Here is a 19,676-nt window from a genome sequence, read left to right on the forward strand (position 1 = left end):
CTTGAGTCTTTATATAGGGAATGGCGTATACCGGGTAAAGACGCAGGGTCGCGACATTTCCGCAGATGTGCTTCGACATTGTTGCAAGGAAAGATCTTTTCGGCATGAAGGTTTGTGCGTAAACGCGGGCGAGAATTCCGATAGGCAATACCATGAGCGACAGATTTCAGTTTCAGTTGAATGCCACTGATGGCCGGGCCCGATTTGGGGTCATAAGCACGCCTCGTGGCGACATCCGCACGCCAGCCTTCATGCCTGTGGGGACAGCGGCCACCGTTAAAGCGATGATGCCTGAAAGCGTTCGACAGACCGGCGCCGATGTTCTTCTGGGAAATACCTATCATCTGATGTTGCGACCAGGTGCGGAGCGCATTGATCGACTGGGTGGTCTGCACAGGTTTATGAATTGGGAACGGCCCATTCTGACGGATTCCGGAGGGTTTCAGGTCATGAGTCTGGCCAGCCTGCGAAAGTTAACCGAGGACGGTGTTAAGTTTTCCAGTCATATCGATGGGTCCAAACATATGTTGACCCCCGAAAGATCGATGGAAATCCAGCGGCTTTTGGGCTCGGACATTGTGATGTGTTTTGACGAATGCCCGTCTTTGCCAGCCGACGATAAGCGTGTGGCCGACAGTATGCGGTTGTCGATGCGGTGGGCGCTGCGGTCGAAAGAAGCGTTTGGTGATCGACCAGGACATGCACTTTTTGGCATCCAGCAAGGTGGTGTCACTGAGGAGCTGCGGGCAGAGAGCGCCGAGGCCCTGCGTGACATTGGATTTGATGGTTATGCCGTGGGCGGGCTTGCCGTGGGCGAGGGGCAAGAGGCGATGTTCGGCGTGCTGGACTATGCGGCGGACATGCTGCCTGTCGACAAGCCACGGTATCTGATGGGCGTTGGCAAGCCAGACGATATTGTCGGGGCTGTGAAGCGCGGGATCGATATGATGGATTGTGTGCTGCCGTCACGGTCCGGCCGGACAGGTCAGATATTCACACGACGCGGCGTCGTGAATATCAAGAATGCCCGGCATGCAGATGATCCTCGTCCCTTGGATGAGAGTTGCGGCTGCCCTGCCTGTTCAAACTATAGTCGGGCCTATCTGCACCACGTATTTCGCGCCAACGAGATGATCTCGGGTATGCTGCTGACCTGGCACAATCTGCAATATTATCAGGATCTGATGGCCGGTATGCGGAAAGCAATCGCAGAGTGTCGTCTCGAAGATTGGGAAGCCAAATTTCACGCGGACCGAGCGCAAGGTGATGTTGAGCCGCTTTAGGCAGCTTGTAGTTTGGACTGTTTCCTGGCGCGTTTCTTACGGTATCTGCGCATGAGAACGCCGTGGATCGACAAGTCTTTGGTTCCGTGCAGTCGGGCTTGAAGATGATCGGCGTAGTCTTCTGCGAATGGCCTTGACCATAGCTCCCAGAAATCGAGTGGTCCCAGCCCCTTAATGGTTATTGAAGTGCCGAGTTCGACTTTGCCGTCTTCGATCTCGGATAGCACAAAATCGGTGTCTCTTTTGGGGCCGTGGCGAAGTGGGCTATCCTGATGAACGCGATATTGCCCGGTTTCGATCATCTCGACCGAGGCATCAGTCTCGCCTTTTAGTTTACCTTGCCCTTGTAGCCATCCGGCGTCTGCAAGTTCGGTTTCTGTGCTGTGATCGGGGATCAGGCGCGCCAGTATAGGTTCTTTGCCTAGATTAATAATACGTTTGGCTGTTCCTCGGTAAGTGAAGCCGACTGGCAACCTGTCCCAAACCAGAGACATGGGCAGGGCAAAAATCAACATTTGTGCGCAAAAGGCGCCATATCGGGGCAATTCGTCGGACAAATACGCGCCGAAACCGGAGGCGTTGATAATGGTCGACGCGAAGATGACATAGAGGACAAAGTCAATAAAACCTAGGAATCGAGCTGGCACCAGACAAGTTACGATTGCTGCGGCCAGTATGCCAACTGCACTTGCGGCCAGGAAAGCGATGAGAACGACGATGAAAACAGGAATCAAATAGGCGAGGAAAAAGTACTGAATGTTTAACCAGACATCTGCTCCGGTTTCGCTGCGAAATATACCTTCCAACCCAAAAAGTATCTCTTGCCAAGCATTGATGCCGAGGTTCGTCAGGATCATCGCGGTGACAACGAAAGCAACGAGAACTGCGTAGCCAATGATACGCCGCTGTCGCCGACGGATGAAGGGTTTCAGACCAGGCAGTGTCATCGCGATGCGTTTGCGTCTTAGGCCCGCACGGGCGGCGTATCATCCACCCAACGCACGAACCGATGCTGGACTGGAGCGGCGTTAATGAGGGCAGGTTCGCGAATTCCATTGGCGTGCATCGCTACACGGTCACGCAGACGAGGCGCCTTTTGGCGAACAGCCTGGCCGTGCATGATCTTGCTGAACAGGACACCATACCCAACGACGATAACTGCCGTCAAAAGAGGTGATGCCAGAATGATGGCTCCGGCTTCTGGGAACAGATACACAAAAATCGAAACGGCAAATCGAGAAACGGCCACTGCATCGATCATGAACCTAAAAGTTGGCATAAAGATACAAACGAGTAGGGTTACCGGAGCGATGACGGCTGCATAAATCAGACCAGTATACAGCGCGATTGGCAGGCCATTTATAACTGCGTCATTTCTTGCATAGAAAATGAAACCCGCAAGAAATGCCAGAATGGTCACAAATGCCAAACGGCGTCGTTCAAGATATATTGCGCGCCATAGGCCCGGAATCATGCGTAGTCTCCCCAGACTAGCGCCCCCCAAGGCCCTCGCTAGTGTCGAACTAAGGTGAAAGTTAGACGATCTCGTAAATATTTCCACAACAAGAACAATTATCCACGGAAAGCGGCGTCGTTTCGCCGATAGCGTGCATGCAACACCTGAATCGCTGGTGTTAATACTGAATCACAGAATTCTTGAATGACGCCTTGCCCCGAGAGGTTCTGGGGTTCACACTGGTCACGCTTTTTGTAAAGACGCTTGAAGGACTGTTAAAGGTCCCCAAATAAAGAGGCCGAGACAGGAGAGGGAACAGTGTTGCCGCATTGCGGGGCCGGGCCCTCTTGCCAGTAATAAGGAAACAGGATGAACGCACCTTTCCCAAACTCTTTTCCGGTGCTGCCGCTGAGAGACATTGTGGTATTTCCCCACATGATTGTGCCGCTATTTGTAGGGCGCGAAAAGTCTGTGCACGCGCTGGAAGAAGTGATGAAAGACGACAAGCAAATATTGTTGTCTTCGCAAATTGATCCCGCTGTAGATGAACCGACGGCGGATGGCATTTTCCGAGTTGGAGTTCTGGCCAACGTTCTGCAATTGCTGAAGCTGCCCGATGGCACCGTAAAGGTGCTGGTCGAGGGCCGCTCGCGGGTGCAGATAACCGATTTTGTTGAAAACGCCCGTTTCTTCGAGGCGAACGCGCATTCGCTGGATGAAGAATTGGGTGATAGCGAAGCCGTGGCTGCTTTGGTTGGCTCGGTTGCCGAAGAGTTTGAACGCTACGCCAAAGTAAAGAAAAACATTCCCGAAGAAGCGCTGGGACAAGTTGCCGAGTCGCGCGAAGCCGCGAAACTGGCTGACCTTGTGTCCGGGCATCTGGGCGTCGAAGTGGATCAGAAGCAGAAACTGCTGGAGACGTTGGTTGTCGCTGAGCGTCTGGAAACGGTTTACGGCCTGATGCAGGGCGAGATGTCAGTTCTTCAGGTTGAAAAGAAGATCAAAACCTGCGTGAAGTCCCAAATGGAGCGGACACAGCGCGAGTATTATCTGAATGAGCAGATGAAGGCCATTCAGAAGGAACTTGGTGATGGCGACGAGGGCGCCAACGAAGTTGCCGAGCTGGAAGAAAAGATTGCGGAAACCAAATTCTCGAAGGAAGCCCGTGAAAAGGCGGAAGGCGAGTTGAAAAAGCTGAAGTCGATGTCTCCGATGTCGGCCGAAGCGACGGTTGTGCGCAATTACCTGGACTGGATGCTGTCGATCCCTTGGGGAACGAAGAGCCGGGTGAAGAAAGACCTGGGCAAAGCCGAGAAGATCCTGGATGCCGATCACTATGGTCTGGAAAAGGTCAAGGAGCGGATCGTCGAGTATCTGGCGGTTCAGCAGCGGTCCAAGAAACTGAAGGGCCCGATCATGTGTCTGGTTGGCCCTCCGGGTGTTGGTAAAACCTCGCTTGGTAAGTCCGTTGCCAATGCAACCGGGCGCGAGTTTATCCGCATCAGCCTTGGGGGCGTGCGAGATGAAAGTGAAATTCGCGGTCACCGTCGAACTTATATCGGCTCCATGCCGGGTAAGATCATTCAGGCGTTGAAGAAGGCGAAGACAACCAATCCGCTGATCCTGCTCGATGAGATTGACAAGATGGGTCAGGATTTCCGGGGCGATCCGGCATCGGCGATGCTGGAGGTTTTGGACCCTGAGCAGAACTCGACCTTTGTGGACCACTATCTAGAGGTTGAATACGATCTGTCGAACGTGATGTTCCTGACCACTGCAAACTCGTACAACATGCCGGGGCCGCTTTTGGACCGGATGGAAATCATTCCTCTGGCCGGTTACACCGAGGATGAAAAGCGCGAGATTGCGAAGCAGCACCTGACATCAAAGCAGGTTAAGAACCACGGATTGAAGGCTTCGGAGTTCGAACTGACAGATGAAGCACTGAACGAGATAATCCGCACGTATACGCGGGAAGCTGGCGTTCGTAACCTTGAGCGCGAGATCGCTAAGCTGGCGCGGAAATCTGTGACCAAGATCGTTCGGAAGATGGAAGAGAAGGTCGTCATAACACCTGATAATCTTGAAGAATTTCTGGGTGTCAAAAAGTTCCGCTATGGGCTTGCCGAGAAGGAAGATCAGATTGGCGTTGTAACCGGGCTTGCCTGGACGAGTGTCGGTGGTGATCTGCTGCAAATCGAAGCACTTCGGTTGCCTGGCAAGGGCCGGATGAAGACCACCGGTAAATTGGGCGATGTTATGAAGGAATCGATCGACGCGGCGTCGAGTTATGTTCGATCCATCTCACCGACCATAGGTGTGAAGCCACCAAAGTTCGACACGATGGATATTCATGTACATGTGCCGGATGGGGCGACGCCAAAAGACGGGCCGTCGGCTGGTTTGGCGATGGTGACTTCTATTGTTTCGGTGCTGACGCGAATTCCGGTGCGCAAAGACATTGCCATGACGGGCGAGGTTTCGTTGCGCGGCAATGCGATGCCGATCGGCGGCTTGAAAGAAAAACTGTTGGCTGCGCTGCGGGGCGGGATCAAGACTGTTTTGATCCCCGAAGAGAATGCCAAGGATCTGACCGAAATTCCCGATAACGTGAAGGACGGCATGGAGATCATTCCTGTCACCCATGTCAGTGAGGTCCTGAAACACGCTCTTGTGCGCCAGCCTGAAGCTATCGATTGGGACGAAGCCGCAGAAGAAGCGGCGGCTATTCAACGTGCCGAGGCACAGGCTGCACGGGACAGTGGCGCTATAGCGCACTAAACTTTTAGAACCGATATGCAAAGCGGCGCGCTCCAAATGGGCGCGCCGTTTTGCGTCTTTGTTTCAAAGGTTGTGGGATCGTATGGCGCGCGGTAGGCAAGCGGCGTTCTTCCACGCCATTAGGGTCGACTCCATGAAGGTTCAGTTAAGCGAAAAGACGCGTTTGGCGTTGCCGGAGCTTCTGGTAATGCGTCACGGAGAAACCGAATGGAACGTGCAGGGACGTTGGCAGGGGCAATTGGATTCGCCGCTGACCGCGCTTGGACGAAAGCAGGCTGGCGATCAGGGCGAATTACTGCGCTTGGCCGGAGTAACGGCAGAAAGTCACGCATTCATATGTTCGCCGCAGCTTCGCGCGATGAAAACGGCCGAAATAGCGTTGTCCGGAGTAAATGCTGTCGCGGCCGTGGATGACAGACTCGCGGAGATCGACGTAGGCGAATGGACTGGGCAAAAACGCGATCATCTTCGTGCGGCAAACCCAACCCATGACACCGCCAATTGGCTGGAGCTCTATGCTGCGGCTCCGGGAGGCGAGACGTTTGATTCAATTTGGGCACGTGTTGTTGCTGTTCTTGAGATTATCACCGGTCCAACCGTCATTATCAGCCACGGAGTGACCACCCGATTCCTGCGGGCGGCGGCCTTAGGACAGGGCTTGGACGCGGCTGCAGACATGCCCGGCGGACAGGGTGTCATACACGTTATCAGAAATGGTTATCAAAGTCAGCTTTGAAGGCTTGCAACCGGGTGGCATTTGGCGCTAAAGAACCGGCGATCGGGTGATTAGCTCAGTTGGTAGAGCGCTTCGTTTACACCGAAGATGTCGGGAGTTCGAGCCTCTCATCACCCACCATTCCCTTTAGTTCCACGGCAAAAATTCCGGCTTGAGTGCTGACAGAGGATTGGCCTTGTCGTCACTCCACGGCGGTTGCCGATCTGCGGATTGCCTGGTCCAACGGGGATCGTCGTGGAGATAGGTCGTAGCCGCGTCCGCTCGTGTCATGGCCAAAACGACGCTTGGGCGGAACCCGGGATCGTCAGAAGCGCCTGCACCCTGCACCTGTAACCACGTTTTGAGGCCTAGACTGGAGGCGATACGGGTCAGTGGCGGTGCGAGGTCGTAGTAACGGTTGGAGATATGGAAGATGACAATGCCATCGTCGGACAACCGATTTGCGTAGATTTCGACCGCTTCTTTTGTGGTCAAATGCATGGGCACCGAATTGGATGAGAAGGCGTCAATAACGAGAACATCGAATCTGGCATTGAATTGAGCTTCCAGCACCACGCGTGCATCGCCGATGTGCGTTGGCGCATTTTTTGCACATTTAGACATGAACGTGAATAGGGCAGGGTTGCGGGCAACCTGGTCGACCATCTTGTCTATCTCATAGAATTGCCAGTCTTGTCCGGGCCTTCCGTAACAAGCCAATGAACCAACGCCGAGGCCGACGATCCCGATGGAAGTGGCGCGGGTTCCCAGATCTGATGCCATAATCTGACCCATCGGTCCGGCGGGATGGTAGTAGCTGGATGGCGTCGGTTGGTCAGCAGTCAGTTGGTCCAGTCGTTGGGCACCGTGAACCGTGGTGCCGTTGGAATAATAACGCGCGCCGTCTTGATCCAGAACCCGGTGAAGGCCAAAAAAGCTTCGGTCTCGAAATAATTGATCGTCCGGACCCATAAGCATTGGCGGCAATAAAAGTGCCACCAGTGCGACGCCGCCCGCCGTAAGGTTGGGCTTAAAGAGCCATAAGCAAAGCGTTGCTGGAACTGCCAAGGCGAATATTCGAGGTGCCGTGGCATCAGGTCCAAGGGATTGAAGTATGAATATAAGCGCGGCCCCGGCGAGCAATCCGACCGCTGCAGCCTTGAGTAGCGGGCTAGGCGTAAAGTCCAAGCTACGCCGAAACATCAGCAGCAAAGCTACGGCTAATGTGAGAACCCCTTCGTAGAGTCCGGAAAACAAAACTGGGGCGACGATTGAGTTGAACAGTCCACCCAATGCGCCGCCGACAGACATGATGACATAGAACAGCGTGAGGTGCTCGGCGGCTGGTCGCAGTTCGTATAGCGTACGGTGCGCCCAAAGTGTGATGAAGAAGAACGCTGCCAGAAGTATCGCCATGTGCGCCAGGCTGAAATGCGGCCCTAGCACACCGAGAAACAGAGCTGTGGCGGCAGTAACGGAAAGCAGCGAGGCGCGCTTGAGCCAACGTAGCTGGAAAATTGTGTTGTTGGTGAATGTCAGAACAAAGGTCAGCAGAAACATTGCCAGTGGCAGAACCCAAACCAGGGGCAAAGCGCCAATGTCGGTACTGATTTTCGAGGTGACCGCCAGCATCAACGAGGAAGGCACAAACGCTAGGGATGCCCATAAAGCGATTGTCTTTGCGTCCAGCGAAGCCAATTCTTTGAGATCAGTGGCCTTTGTCAGAAGGCCCTTGCCCTTGATGGCCAAAACTCCGCTGCCTAGAAGTCCAGCGCCCAACAAAACAAAGCCGCCTGCGAAAGACATCGAAATTGCGCTGGCACCAAGAAGTGGTTCGGCAGCAAGTGGAAATGCCAATAGCGCAGTCAGTGACCCCAGATTTGACGCCCCATACAGGAAGTAGGGGTCGTCTGCCGAGGGGCCGCCACTGTGGCGATACCACGACTGAATGAGTGGGGCGTTTGCAGATAAAAGGGCGAAAGGCACGCCAATACCCAAGGCAAACAATCCTAGCGTTTGAATGGCCACGCCACCCCCGCCATCAAGCGTCCAGCCTTGCGGCAACTCTGGTGGCAAGAAAGCCAGAGCAATTGCCCAAAGCACTATATGAAGTCCTACCTGTAAGGGAATAGCTAGAAACTTAGTCGACAGGTGCGCGTAGAGGTAACCGCCGATCAGAACGCTTTGAAAGAATAGCATTGCTGTCGTCCAAACAGCCGGTGCGCCGCCGATGACTGGTAGAGCTATCTTGGCAAATAATGGCTGCACAAAAAACAGTAACGACGCACTGAGGAAAATCGTCAGTGTGAAGACAACAGGAGCAAGCCGAGTTGGCTTGCCGGTGGTGAAATCTGTGGCGACCGACATAGAGACCCAATGGATTACTGTTTCGCAATCCGGAAAAACCACTCAAATATGGTTCCTTTAAGGCGGTTCTTGGGGCTTTCCTTTGGCAAATAAAGGAGAATTTTGAACTGCAAACTGTGCAGTTTGTTGGGTGGTTTCGCTTTAACGCTTGCGTGCAACGACGAAACGGCTGGGAGCAGACGGCGGGTAAAGACCTGTTTCTATAATTTCGAAACCGGCTTTCTTCACAGCCGCGTCGTAGTCCTCGACAGTCAAAAAACCGACGAATGGGGCTTTGTCAACCAACTGCATCGCGGCGACCACGGGGCGCAAATACCACTTTTTGCCAAGGCAGGGGGTCTTGGTTATGAACAATCCGCCAGGTCGGATTAGGTCTCGGGCCCTAAGAAATGCGACATCCAGGTCTTTGACCAGATGATAGATATTAAAGCCAAGAACTGCGTCGAATGTTTCACGTTCCATTTCGGACGCGAAGACGTCAGAAACTTTGAAGGACAGTCCTTCTACTGGCGTGGACTCGAGCTTTTCATTGGCTATTTTCAGCATGCCGGGTGAGATGTCTGCTCCAACATAGCTATGAACGCCGCCGGCTTGAATGAGGGCAGTTGAACCCGTGCCACATCCGACTTCAAGAACGTTGTCGTTGCTATTCAGATGCGCGCGAACCCGTTCCATTGTCGTGTCATAGGCTGCTTGATCGGAGATGCGGCTGAGCGCGTATTTGGGTGCGGTTTTGTCCCAGAAACTGGCGGCGGTCATTGCGTATCCTTTCGTTGTGGTCTGATCCCACACTTCGACGCCCAATAGAATTGCAGAAATTCGTCGGTTTGATATACGAAAATGCATGAACTGGGATGCCGTAAATTTCGACTGGAATCAGGTCCGAGCGTTTCTGGCGACGCTGGAAGAGGGGTCTCTTTCTGCGGCCGCGCGTTCACTGGGACTGACACAACCGACATTGGGGCGCCAGGTTGCTGCACTTGAAGACCGGCTGGATGTTACTTTGTTTGAGCGTGCAGGCCGCGAACTAATTCCTACGCCCGCGGCCCTGGAAATGGCCGAACATGTTCGAGCCATGGGCGAGGCGGCAACCCGATTTTCATTGGTAGCGACGGGTCAGTCGCAGTCCGTTGAAGGGGTTGTGAAGATCACGGCAACAGAGATGTTCGCGGCACAGCTTATGCCCGATCTTGTAGCCGAACTTAGGACCACCCACCCCGGCATTATTCTTGAAGTAATCGCGACAAACTCACTAAGTGATTTGCGGCGACGAGAGGCAGATATTGCGGTGCGCAATGCCGACCCAACAGACCCGGACTTGATTGCCAGGAGAATGTCCGTCGTCAGGGTTTTGGGAACCAAGAGTTGCTTTGTCTGAAGTCAGCGCCTATGGGTCCAATTAGGTTAATTTGATAAGAGAGTTTTGTTGGCTCATCGTAACCACTGAGGAGTGGGACATGAGACAGACAACTGGAACTCGCAGGAGCCCCGGCGAGAAGATCGTCAAAGAGATCAAGCGCGCGACGCGCAAACAGTATTCGTCAGAAGAGAAGATCCGGATCGTGCTGGATGGCTTGCGTGGCGAAGACAGCATTGCTGAGTTGTGCCGTCGTGAGGGAATATCTCAAGGTATCTACTACAAATGGTCCAAGGACTTCATGGAAGCTGGCAAACGGCGGCTTGCTGGAGATACGGCGCGTGCGGCTACGACCGACGAAGTCAAGGACCTGCGCCGCGAAGCCCGAGACCTGAAGGAGGTCGTTGCCGAGCAAACACTGGAACTGCGTCTTCTCAAAAAAAGCATGACCGGCGGTGGGGGCGACCAAGAATGAGGTATGCTGCATCTGAGAAGTTGGAGATCATCCGGCTTGTTGAGGGGTCGCATTTGTCTGCTCGTCGAACATTGGCAAAGCTGGGCATCCCCCGCACCACATTTTACCGTTGGTATGATCGGTATCGGCAGCGCGGCGACGCTGGCCTTGTGGATCAAGCGCCTAAGCCCAGACATGTCTGGAACCGCATCCCCGACGAAGTCCGGCGCAAGGTCGTCAAGCTGGCGCTGCAGGAGACGGAGCTGTCGCCGCGCGAACTGGCAGTGACGTTCACGGATCGGGAGCGCTACTTCGTCTCGGAATCTTCAGTCTATCGGGCCCTGAAGGCCCACGATCTGATCACCAGCCCGGCCTTTATCGTGCTCAAGGCGGCAAACGAGTTCAAAGACAAGACCACTGCGATCAACCAGCTTTGGCAAACCGACTTCACCTATCTCAAAGTGCTTGGCTGGGGCTGGTTCTATCTCAGCACAATCCTGGACGACTACAGCCGCTACATCATCTCGTGGAAACTCTGCACGAACATGCGGGCAGAGGACGTGACGGACACCCTGGATTTGGCGCTACAAGCATCAGGGTGCGATCAGGTTCACGTCATCCACAAACCCCGCCTCCTCAGCGGCAACGGGTCCAGTTACGTCTCTGGCGATCTGGCTGAATGGCTGCAGGACAAAGGCATGAAGCATTCTCGGGGCGCACCATATCATCCCCAGACACAGGGCAAGATCGAGAGGTGGCATCAAACCCTGAAGAACCGCATCCTATTGGAGAACTACTTCCTTCCGGGAGACCTCGAAACCCAGATCGAAGCCTTCGTCGATCACTACAATCACAAGCGCTACCACGAGAGCCTGAACAACGTCACACCCGCCGACGTCTACTTCGGGCGTGACAAAGCCATTCTAAGACAACGGGAAAGGATCAAACGAAAGACGCTCGAAGCGCGGCGCTTGCATCACAGACAGCGCGCCGCATAATAACATCAACCAGACGAGCCAAACTCTTTACTTGTTTAAGCAACTCTTGGTTCCCAAAACCCTGACGACGGACAGATGTCTTTGACGATCTGCTCGCCAGGGCTTTTGGTTGTCTTTCTCATCATCCACTCCTCAGTGGTTACGATGAGCCAACAACTCTCTCTTATCAAATAACGCTATTTGGACCCATAGGCGCTGACTTCAGACAATTGCCAGGAGAATAAAAAACGAAACAGGTGGTCTGTTTGCAACGCCAGTGTTTATCGAAAAATACGGGCCATTCAACACTTTGAAGGATCTGCGAGGCGCTCCGTTGATCGGATTTCTTGATGACGATCAGTTATTGGCAACGTTGCAGGGACTGGGTGCACCTATAGAAAAAGAAAATCTCGTCGCGTTTTCGGAGAGTCATTATGTGCATTGGGAAATGACTCCTCGTGGCGTCGGACTGGGGCTGAATAGCTGGAGTTTTGGCGCGTTGTTCCCAGAGGTGCGACAGGTGTTGAAAGACGAACTGGCAGTTGAATTTCCTGTGTGGTTGGTGGCTCCGCAAGAACTCAAAACCAGCCGGCGAGTTCGTATCGTATTTGATTTGCTGGCAGATTTCATCAATCGTCCAATGAAGCGAACTCAAATACCAGACTAGTCGCTCAATTGGTATTGACTGGACTGAACACTGGCCATAGAAGCGCGCCGTTAGATGCGCGGTTGTAGCTCAGCTGGTTAGAGTACCGGCCTGTCACGCCGGGGGTCGCGGGTTCGAGCCCCGTCAACCGCGCCACTAACTTCTTCCCAAAAAAATTGCCCAAGAATCGTTCGTCGGATTTCTGATGATTTGTCGATTGACGCAATGCGTTAGCTCGCATAAATCACGGGGATCGCGCGGTTGTAGCTCAGCTGGTTAGAGTACCGGCCTGTCACGCCGGGGGTCGCGGGTTCGAGCCCCGTCAACCGCGCCATCTTCCTTTTTCTCAGCCCTTTGTGAGTGCGTCGAGAATGCGTGCCCAACTGCGCGTTCCTTTGTGGAAGCTGCGGGTGTCGTATTTCTCGTTGGGGCTGTGAATAAGGTCATCATCGCGACCAAAGCCAATCAACATGGAATCGACGCCAAGGATTTCTTTAAAGTACCCCGCGATTGGAATTGAACCGCCTGATCCAATGAAAGCAGCTGGCTTGGGCCATTCTTCTGACATGGCGTTGCGGGCTTTTTCGAAGGCGGGGTCGTCGGTGGACATGACAGAGGCCGGGGAACAGCCGTGATCACCGAATTCAACTTTGCAATCGGCGGACACCATGGCGCGAACCATGGCGCGGAAATCCTCTCGGATTTTCTTGGGGTCTTGGGTGCCCACAAGGCGGAAACTGATCTTCGCGGAGGCTTTGGAAGGCAGCACGGTTTTGAAGCCGTCGCCGGTGTAACCACCTGTAATGCCGTTGGTTTCGCAGGTGGGGCGTGACCAGAGCAGTTCCAGCATCGTGCGACCCTGTTCACCAGCGGCGTCCGCGAGACCGACTTCGCCTAGGAAGGCTTCCTCGTCAAAACCAAGTGCTTTCCACTGAGCCATGACATCGTCGGCCAGTTCGGGGACGCCATCGTAAAAGCCGGGCACGGTGACGCGGCCGGTATCGTCGTGAAGGGCGGCAATGATCTTAGAGAGCACTCGGATCGGGTTCATTGCGGCACCGCCGTAGGCGCCAGAATGCAGATCGAAATCCGGGCCGGTGATGGTGATCTCTTCGCCGAGAAGACCGCGCAGCATGGTTGTGATTGCTGGGGTGTCGAAGTCGAATAAGCTGGTATCGCAGATGAGGGCAAGGTCAGGCTGCGAGAGTTCCTCGGCGTTTTCTTTCAGGAATGGCACGAGAGAGGGCGAGCCGGATTCTTCTTCGCCCTCAAACAAGAAAGTGATCTTACAGGGCCATTCACCGTTGACCGCCTTCCATGCGCGACATGCTTCGACAAAGGTCATCAACTGGCCCTTGTCGTCACAGGCACCGCGACCGCGGATCACCTGGCCCGTGGCAGTTTCTTCCAGCTGAGGATCGAATGGGTCGTGGTTCCAAAGTTCCAACGGATCGACCGGCTGCACATCGTAGTGACCATAGAATAAAAGATGCGGGCTGCCTTCGCCGACGTGCCCCACGACCATGGGATGGCCAGGTGTGGCACGGGCTTCCGCCTGAACTCCCAGGGCCTCAAGATCGGACACGAGCCAATTTGCGGCAGTCTGACAATCATTGGCATAGGCAGGGTCGGTTGAAATAGACGGGATGCGCAGAAGTTCCATGAGATGCTCCAGCGACTTAGGCAGATCCTCGTCTATACGTGCCAGTATTGTGTCGATGCTCATAAGCGGCTCCATTGTGTGATTTGGCGCGACCGTAGCAGTCCTGTTGGTGAGGTCCAGTCTGGTCAGAAGCTGTTGTGGAAGATAGCCTGCTCAAAACAATACGGGTGTCGCAAATGCGTATTCTGACAATGGTTTTTCTAGTTTGGATTGTCCCAGTGATGGCTTTGGGAGAGGGAATTTCGATGCGCGAGGCGCAGACGCGACTGTTCCCGCACGACGGGCAGGCCATTCAGCTATCATCGTCACTGAGTAAGGATGAGCGCGACGTGATGGTCGCTTTGGTGCCGGTGCTAAAGACTCAGTTGGCAGCTTCGGTCGAATACTATTCATCGCTTGCGTACAGTCCTGACGAAGGTTTGATCAGCGCCTCGATGCAGGGCGCATTTAATTACCACGACATTGCCTCGGCAGACGCGGCGGCGAGAGCCGCTTGTAACAAGGCAAAAAAGTCTGGCTCTGTGTCTTGCCGCGTCGCGGCTCGTATTCTGCCGCAAGGATTTTCAAACCGGGACTTCACACTGTCTCAACCTGCGACGGCGGCATTCCAAGAATCTATTCGTGATTGGTTAACTGGCAGCGCCATGGCTGTTTCTCGTTCGACCGGTGCCTGGGGTATAGGAGCCAGTGCCGATGCAGCACTTGCAGAGTGCAGAATCGCATCGAAAAGCGCTTCGGACTGCCAAGTAGATGTCGAAAATTGATCCATGTCATCGCGGCAATTTGTACTATACCGTTTTCTGTTCATGATATCTAAAAGATCAGGACCACACGAAGGATTCGGTAACCGTGAATTATGACGACAAGCTGGACGGGGCGTTGCAACGGCTTCATGACGAAGGCCGCTATCGCACATTTATCGATATCGAACGCAAGCGCGGGCAGTTTCCCCATGCGACCTGGCGGCATCCGGATGGGTCCGAGCGCCCTGTAACTGTTTGGTGTGGCAACGATTATCTGGGAATGGGTCAGCATCCTGAAGTATTGACAGCAATGCGCGAGGCATTAGAAGCGACCGGCGCAGGTTCGGGCGGCACGCGCAATATTTCTGGGACCACCGTTTATCACAATGCACTTGAAGCCGAGCTTGCCGATCTCCATGGCAAAGAAGCGGCGTTGTTGTTCACTTCGGCTTACATCGCCAATGACGCGACTTTGTCGACATTGCCCAAGCTGTTTCCTGGCTTGATCATCTATTCGGACGCATTGAACCACGCGTCCATGATTGAAGGCATTCGCCGCAATGGCGGACAAAAGCGGATTTTCCGGCACAATGATCTGGATCACCTGCGAGAGCTCTTGGAGTCGGATGATAGCGATGCGCCGAAACTGATAGCGTTTGAGTCAATTTATTCGATGGACGGCGATATTGGGCCTATTGAAGCGATCTGCGATCTGGCCGATGAATTTGGAGCGCTAACTTATCTGGACGAGGTCCACGCTGTCGGCATGTATGGTCCGCGCGGCGCGGGTGTTGCGGAGCGTGACAGGGTTATGCATCGCTTGGACATCATCAATGGGACGCTCGGCAAAGCGTTCGGTGTCCACGGTGGCTATATCACTGCCAGCGCGAAAATGTGCGATGCAATAAGGTCTTATGCGCCAGGGTTCATCTTTACAACGTCCTTACCGCCCGTGGTGGCAGCAGGCGCCGCTGCCAGCATTCGGATCCTCAAGCAAGATCAAGATCGCCGCGAACAGCACCAAACCCAGGCAAAGATTCTGAAGCTGCGTTTGAAGGGGCTTGGCTTGCCTATCATCGATCACGGCACCCATATCGTACCAGTTATTGTGGGTGATCCCGTGCACACGAAAAAGCTGAGCGACATGCTGTTGGAAGACCACGGAATTTACGTGCAACCGATCAATTTCCCGACGGTTCCACGTGGCACAGAACGCTTGCGGTTCACGCCTTCGCCGGTTCATGGGCCAGAAGAAATGGATGCGCTTGTTAATGCAATGGACCAACTTTGGTCGCATTGTGCGCTAAATCGCGCCGAACTCTCAGCGTAAAACTTATCCCCAAGTGACCCTTTTGGAAGGGTATGCTAACCTATAAGTGATTAACCCTGTTGCCGATTCTGCCGGTGACGGGCTGGGGACAGCGGATAAGTACATGGGGCAGGACACATGAGCGGGCGTCGCGAGATGCCACAAAAAGACGAACCGTCAAAGCTGAAGGGCTTTGACGATTTTGATCTGCTGCTCGGTGACATCATGCGCGGCGAACGTGCAACCCTTGGAAAATCACTGTTGGATGTGCAGCGCAAGCTGAAAATCAAAGCCAACTACATCGCAGCAATAGAGAATACCGATGCCTCGGCGTTTGAAACGCCTGGGTTCGTGGCGGGCTACGTGCGGTCGTATGCGAGATATCTTGGGCTTGACCCGGAATGGGCGTTCAAGACGTTCTGTGAAGAGGGTAATTTTCAGGTTGCGCATGGGATGTCTGCGGATGCTTCTGTGCGTCGCAAGTCGAAGCCGTCCAGGAAATCCGAGCCAGGCCAGGGACCGAAACCGGCCCACCTGCGTGATCCATTCACTGAACCAAGTGTCAGCTATATGCCAAAGGCCGAAGCGGTTTTCGCTGGTTTCGAGCCGCGCGCAATAGGTTCGGTGATGGTGTTGTTGGCGTTGATTGCTTCGATCGGTTACGGCGGCTGGGCGGTGTTGCAGGAAGTTCAAAAAGTACGGCTGACTCCAGTGGATCAAACACCGGAGGTTTTGGCCGAGCTGGATCCGCTCGCGCCCACCATCCCAGCCGAAGCTGGCGACAGGCTGGAAAACGACGATGGCGTCAAACTGGCTGAAGGATTTGACCGGCTTTATCGGCCGGAAGCCTTGGAAGTGCCTGTGTTGGTGGCGCGCGACGGACCAATTGCTTCGATTGATCCGACTTCTATTGGTGTTCTTGCCCCTGTTAACGTGGACAGGGTGATCGCCTCCATGCCACCGACGGGCGCCGAGGATGCGGGCGAAACCCCGGGATTCGTGGTCGAGCAGATTGCCCTGCAGAATATCGATCAAAAGCGCGATTTACCACCTGTTCAGGTGGTTGCGGTCAGCTCGCCATCGGTTTCGCTGTTAGCGGTTCGCCCTTCGTGGGTTCGAGTGACCGGCGCCGATGGCACAGTGATCTTTGAGAAAATTCTGGACGCCGGCGAAGAATTCAACGTGCCGCTGACTGAGTCATTTGCATCGTTGCGGGCCGGGAATGCAGAGTCGCTTTATTTTTCTGTAAACGGTCAGACTTATGGTCCGGCAGGCAGCGGGCCAGAGGTTGTTAAGGATGTGGTGTTAGAGCCTGATGCACTTCGCCAATCCTACGCATTGGCCGATGCTGCCGCGGATTCTGATCTGGCGCGATTTGTGGCGGTCGCTGAAGCCAGCCAATAATCCTTTCTTTGTGCAATTGTCTTAGGCGGTGCCGATGCGTATCTAACGCAGGAAGGCGCAGCAAATAGGTATGAGACCTTGGAATTGAATCACGTCCGTCCATGGCGCAATATTTACCGTCGCAAGTCGCGGCAGATTCACGTCGGTTCTGTGCCAGTCGGTGGCGACGCACCCATCACAGTGCAGACGATGACAAATACCGACACGACTGATGTCGCGGCAACTGTTGCACAAATACAGGCGGCGGCAGAGGCGGGTGCTGATATCGTTCGGGTGTCGACGCCTGATGCTGCATCTACAGCTGCACTGAAGCAGATTGTGGCCGAAAGCCCGGTGCCGATCGTGGCCGATATTCATTTTCACTATAAACGCGCGATTGAAGCGGCAGAAGCTGGTGCGGCATGTCTTAGAATTAATCCGGGCAACATCGGTAGCGAGGCGCGAGTTAAGGAAGTGATCCGGGCCGCGAAGGATCACAACTGTTCGATCCGCATCGGCGTAAATGCCGGGTCCCTTGAAAAAGACCTGCTGGAAAAATATGGCGAACCCTGTCCGGATGCGATGGTCGAAAGCGGGTTGGACCATATTAAAATATTGCAAGATAACGATTTTCACGAGTTCAAGATCAGCTGTAAGGCCTCGGATGTTTTTCTTGCGGCTGCAGCCTATCAATCTTTGGCCGACGCCACTGATGCGCCCATTCACCTTGGAATCACTGAGGCAGGTGGGCTGATGTCAGGAACGATCAAGTCTTCGATTGGGTTGGGCAATCTCTTGTGGATGGGGATCGGTGATACAATTCGCGTCAGCCTTTCCGCGGATCCGGTGGAAGAGGTAAAAGTCGGATATGAAATCCTGAAAGCGCTCGGGTTGCGGCATCGTGGTGTCAACATTATTTCCTGTCCGTCTTGCGCGCGTCAGGGATTTGATGTCATCAAGACCGTTGAAAAACTTGAGAAAAAACTGGAACACATCAAGACACCTATGAGCTTATCGATCATAGGGTGTGTGGTGAACGGACCAGGCGAAGCGTTGATGACGGATGTCGGTTTTACCGGCGGTGGCGCCGGGCATGGAATGGTCTATCTGGCGGGAAAGCAAAGCCATAAGTTGTCAAACGATCAGATGGTTGAGCACATCGTAGAACAGGTTGAAGCCAAGGCAGCTGAATTGGATGCGGCAGAGGCGGTGTCCGAGGCTGCAGAGTAATTGCTTCGATAAAGGCAAATCCACCGATGGAATTGCGGCGAGTTCATTAGATGCAGTTTGAGTCACGACACGGCTTTTAAAAGCGCTGTGCGCCGGACTGCATCGCGTCGGTATTACGTCGGTGGTCTCGTGCGCTGGTATCAGAGTTTGTTAAGTTTCCGGTGGCCGGATTTCGACGCGAAATCCGGAACACGCGCGATGCGCGTGGACCTTCGGTGAGGATATTTCTGGGCCAATAATGACATTTCGAACTGCTCTTGGACCGATTGACCACTGTTCAAAGCGGATAAGTTTTACCCGGTGCCCGGCGTATTGCGTTGATGAAATTATGCCACCGTTTCGGGTTGCCTCAACACTGGTGTTCGCCAGGGCTCAGGTGCTTTTCGGACTACCTAAGTCTTACTGAAGGCCTTATTATTGGCCCATAAGTATCCCGGGGTGAGCGCGCATTGCGCGCGAGGGGCAGCGCCCCTGAAAATTGGCATTCTACTACAGTAGAATGCCCTGCCGCGGCGGCGGAGCCGGCGCAATCAGCCCTGTTCCTGGCGGATGGCATCGACGATGGCGCGCATTTGGTCCAGTTCGACAAACCCACGCAATATGTTGCTTCCCATGATGAAGGACGGTGTGCCCTGAATTTGTAGGCGCTGCGCCAACATGCGGTTGTTGTCGATTATCCGTGTAATCTCTTCGGAGTCCATTTCATCAGCGATATCGTCATGGTCCAAACTGAACTCTTTTGAAATCCTTGCGATTGACCCTTGGTTCAGGTCACCGCGCATTTCCATCATGGCATCATGAACCAGTTTATAGGCCGCATCGCCCTCGACACGTTTCGTCGCCAGAGCATAGCGGGCACCCAGAACAGAAGCCTCGCCGAGGATTGGAAATTCCTTGACGATGAACCGGATGTTACCGTCGCTGACGATCAGTTCTTCTACAGCCGGAAAAGCGCGTTTACAGAAGGCGCAGCGATAGTCGAGGAATTCGACAAAAGTAACATCGCCATCAGGGTTACCGCCAACGTAGCTGACACCATCATCAAAAATGACCGTGCTGTTGTGTTCGATCATGGCGACTTCGGCGTCGCGGGATTGTTCGTTGCGGCGCTGTTCTAGGATGGCGATTGCCTCCATCAGCACTTCCGGGTTGTCGAGCAGATAGGATCTCACCTCGGCGCGAAACGCCTGGACTTCTTCGGGTGTCATCGCGCGCACGTCAAATGCCAGAGCCGGAAGCGACGCCAGAAAAGTGAAAGCAACTGAAAGGACGGCCAGAAAACGCATCATACTCTCCAAATCGAAATTCGACC

General features: G+C 54.1%; 16 protein-coding genes and 3 tRNA genes. 13 read left to right on the plus strand and 6 right to left on the minus strand.

Going from position 1 to position 19,676, the window contains the following annotated elements:
- The first annotated feature begins 152 nt into the window (after nt 1-152).
- Entirely contained in the window at nt 153-1,283 is a 1,131-nt protein-coding gene (tgt, locus tag GKR98_04080) for a tRNA guanosine(34) transglycosylase Tgt (GenBank protein QMU57450.1), read from the plus strand.
- On the opposite strand, the gene GKR98_04085 is transcribed toward tgt, so the two are convergent.
- A complete protein-coding gene (locus tag GKR98_04085) occupies nt 1,280-2,230 on the minus strand; it encodes a hypothetical protein (protein ID QMU57451.1) in 951 nt (316 codons plus the stop codon). The two genes, tgt and GKR98_04085, sit on opposite strands and share 4 nt — an antisense overlap.
- Before the next feature lie 17 nt (nt 2,231-2,247).
- Nucleotides 2,248-2,757 (minus strand): hypothetical protein, encoded by a 510-nt coding sequence (locus tag GKR98_04090; GenBank protein ID QMU57452.1) that lies wholly within the window; start codon nt 2,755-2,757, stop codon nt 2,248-2,250.
- A gap of 351 nt (nt 2,758-3,108) precedes the next feature.
- On the opposite strand from GKR98_04090, the gene GKR98_04095 reads away from it, so the two are divergent.
- From GKR98_04095 to GKR98_04105, 3 genes are all read left to right on the plus strand, one after another.
- Entirely contained in the window at nt 3,109-5,520 is a 2,412-nt protein-coding gene (locus GKR98_04095; protein QMU57453.1) for an endopeptidase La, read from the plus strand.
- Nucleotides 5,521-5,653: 133 nt separating this feature from the next.
- Nucleotides 5,654-6,256 carry a histidine phosphatase family protein gene (locus tag GKR98_04100; protein ID QMU57454.1) on the plus strand — a complete coding sequence of 201 codons (603 nt, stop codon included), beginning with the start codon at nt 5,654-5,656 and terminating at the stop codon, nt 6,254-6,256.
- A gap of 44 nt (nt 6,257-6,300) precedes the next feature.
- Nucleotides 6,301-6,376 (plus strand) — tRNA-Val (locus tag GKR98_04105).
- A 6-nt stretch (nt 6,377-6,382) separates the two neighbouring features.
- Here GKR98_04105 and GKR98_04110 read toward each other — a convergent pair.
- Both GKR98_04110 and GKR98_04115 read right to left on the minus strand, forming a co-directional pair.
- Nucleotides 6,383-8,602 carry a transporter gene (locus GKR98_04110; protein QMU57455.1) on the minus strand — a complete coding sequence of 740 codons (2,220 nt, stop codon included), beginning with the start codon at nt 8,600-8,602 and terminating at the stop codon, nt 6,383-6,385.
- 141 nt (nt 8,603-8,743) lie between these two features.
- Complete coding sequence (locus GKR98_04115; GenBank protein QMU57456.1) at nt 8,744-9,361, minus strand: methyltransferase domain-containing protein; 618 nt, start codon at nt 9,359-9,361, stop codon at nt 8,744-8,746.
- An 85-nt stretch (nt 9,362-9,446) separates the two neighbouring features.
- On the opposite strand from GKR98_04115, the gene GKR98_04120 reads away from it, so the two are divergent.
- From GKR98_04120 to GKR98_04140, 5 genes are all read left to right on the plus strand, one after another.
- Nucleotides 9,447-9,980 carry a LysR family transcriptional regulator gene (locus GKR98_04120; protein ID QMU57457.1) on the plus strand — a complete coding sequence of 178 codons (534 nt, stop codon included), beginning with the start codon at nt 9,447-9,449 and terminating at the stop codon, nt 9,978-9,980.
- Nucleotides 9,981-10,059: 79 nt separating this feature from the next.
- Nucleotides 10,060-11,411, plus strand: a protein-coding gene (locus GKR98_04125) for an IS3 family transposase (protein QMU57458.1) whose coding sequence is annotated in 2 segments (ribosomal slippage) — nt 10,060-10,396 and nt 10,396-11,411 — 1,353 coding nt in all. Because the reading frame shifts where the segments join, the coding sequence is not laid out codon by codon here.
- A gap of 256 nt (nt 11,412-11,667) precedes the next feature.
- Entirely contained in the window at nt 11,668-12,057 is a 390-nt protein-coding gene (locus tag GKR98_04130; protein ID QMU57459.1) for a hypothetical protein, read from the plus strand.
- Between the two features lie 58 nt (nt 12,058-12,115).
- Nucleotides 12,116-12,192, plus strand: a tRNA-Asp gene (locus GKR98_04135).
- A gap of 101 nt (nt 12,193-12,293) precedes the next feature.
- Nucleotides 12,294-12,370, plus strand: a tRNA-Asp gene (locus GKR98_04140).
- 12 nt (nt 12,371-12,382) lie between these two features.
- On the opposite strand, the gene GKR98_04145 is transcribed toward GKR98_04140, so the two are convergent.
- Nucleotides 12,383-13,762 carry a M20/M25/M40 family metallo-hydrolase gene (locus GKR98_04145; GenBank protein QMU57460.1) on the minus strand — a complete coding sequence of 460 codons (1,380 nt, stop codon included), beginning with the start codon at nt 13,760-13,762 and terminating at the stop codon, nt 12,383-12,385.
- A gap of 113 nt (nt 13,763-13,875) precedes the next feature.
- Here GKR98_04145 and GKR98_04150 point away from each other — a divergent pair, with 113 nt between their 5' ends.
- The 4 genes from GKR98_04150 (at nt 13,876) to ispG (ending at nt 18,364) form a co-directional block, all read left to right on the plus strand.
- A complete protein-coding gene (locus tag GKR98_04150; GenBank protein ID QMU57461.1) occupies nt 13,876-14,463 on the plus strand; it encodes a hypothetical protein in 588 nt (195 codons plus the stop codon).
- 85 nt (nt 14,464-14,548) lie between these two features.
- Entirely contained in the window at nt 14,549-15,772 is a 1,224-nt protein-coding gene (gene hemA / locus GKR98_04155) for a 5-aminolevulinate synthase (protein QMU57462.1), read from the plus strand.
- Between the two features lie 117 nt (nt 15,773-15,889).
- Entirely contained in the window at nt 15,890-17,155 is a 1,266-nt protein-coding gene (locus GKR98_04160; protein ID QMU57463.1) for a DUF4115 domain-containing protein, read from the plus strand.
- A 78-nt stretch (nt 17,156-17,233) separates the two neighbouring features.
- Nucleotides 17,234-18,364 (plus strand): flavodoxin-dependent (E)-4-hydroxy-3-methylbut-2-enyl-diphosphate synthase, encoded by a 1,131-nt coding sequence (ispG, locus tag GKR98_04165; protein ID QMU57464.1) that lies wholly within the window; start codon nt 17,234-17,236, stop codon nt 18,362-18,364.
- A 530-nt stretch (nt 18,365-18,894) separates the two neighbouring features.
- Here the strand turns inward: ispG and GKR98_04170 are convergent.
- On the minus strand, nt 18,895-19,653 hold the full coding sequence (locus tag GKR98_04170) for a thioredoxin domain-containing protein (GenBank protein QMU57465.1): 759 nt from the start codon (nt 19,651-19,653) through the stop codon (nt 18,895-18,897).
- Nucleotides 19,654-19,676 lie beyond the last annotated feature (23 nt).

This window comes from Boseongicola sp., from assembly GCA_014075275.1.
GTDB lineage: Bacteria > Pseudomonadota > Alphaproteobacteria > Rhodobacterales > Rhodobacteraceae.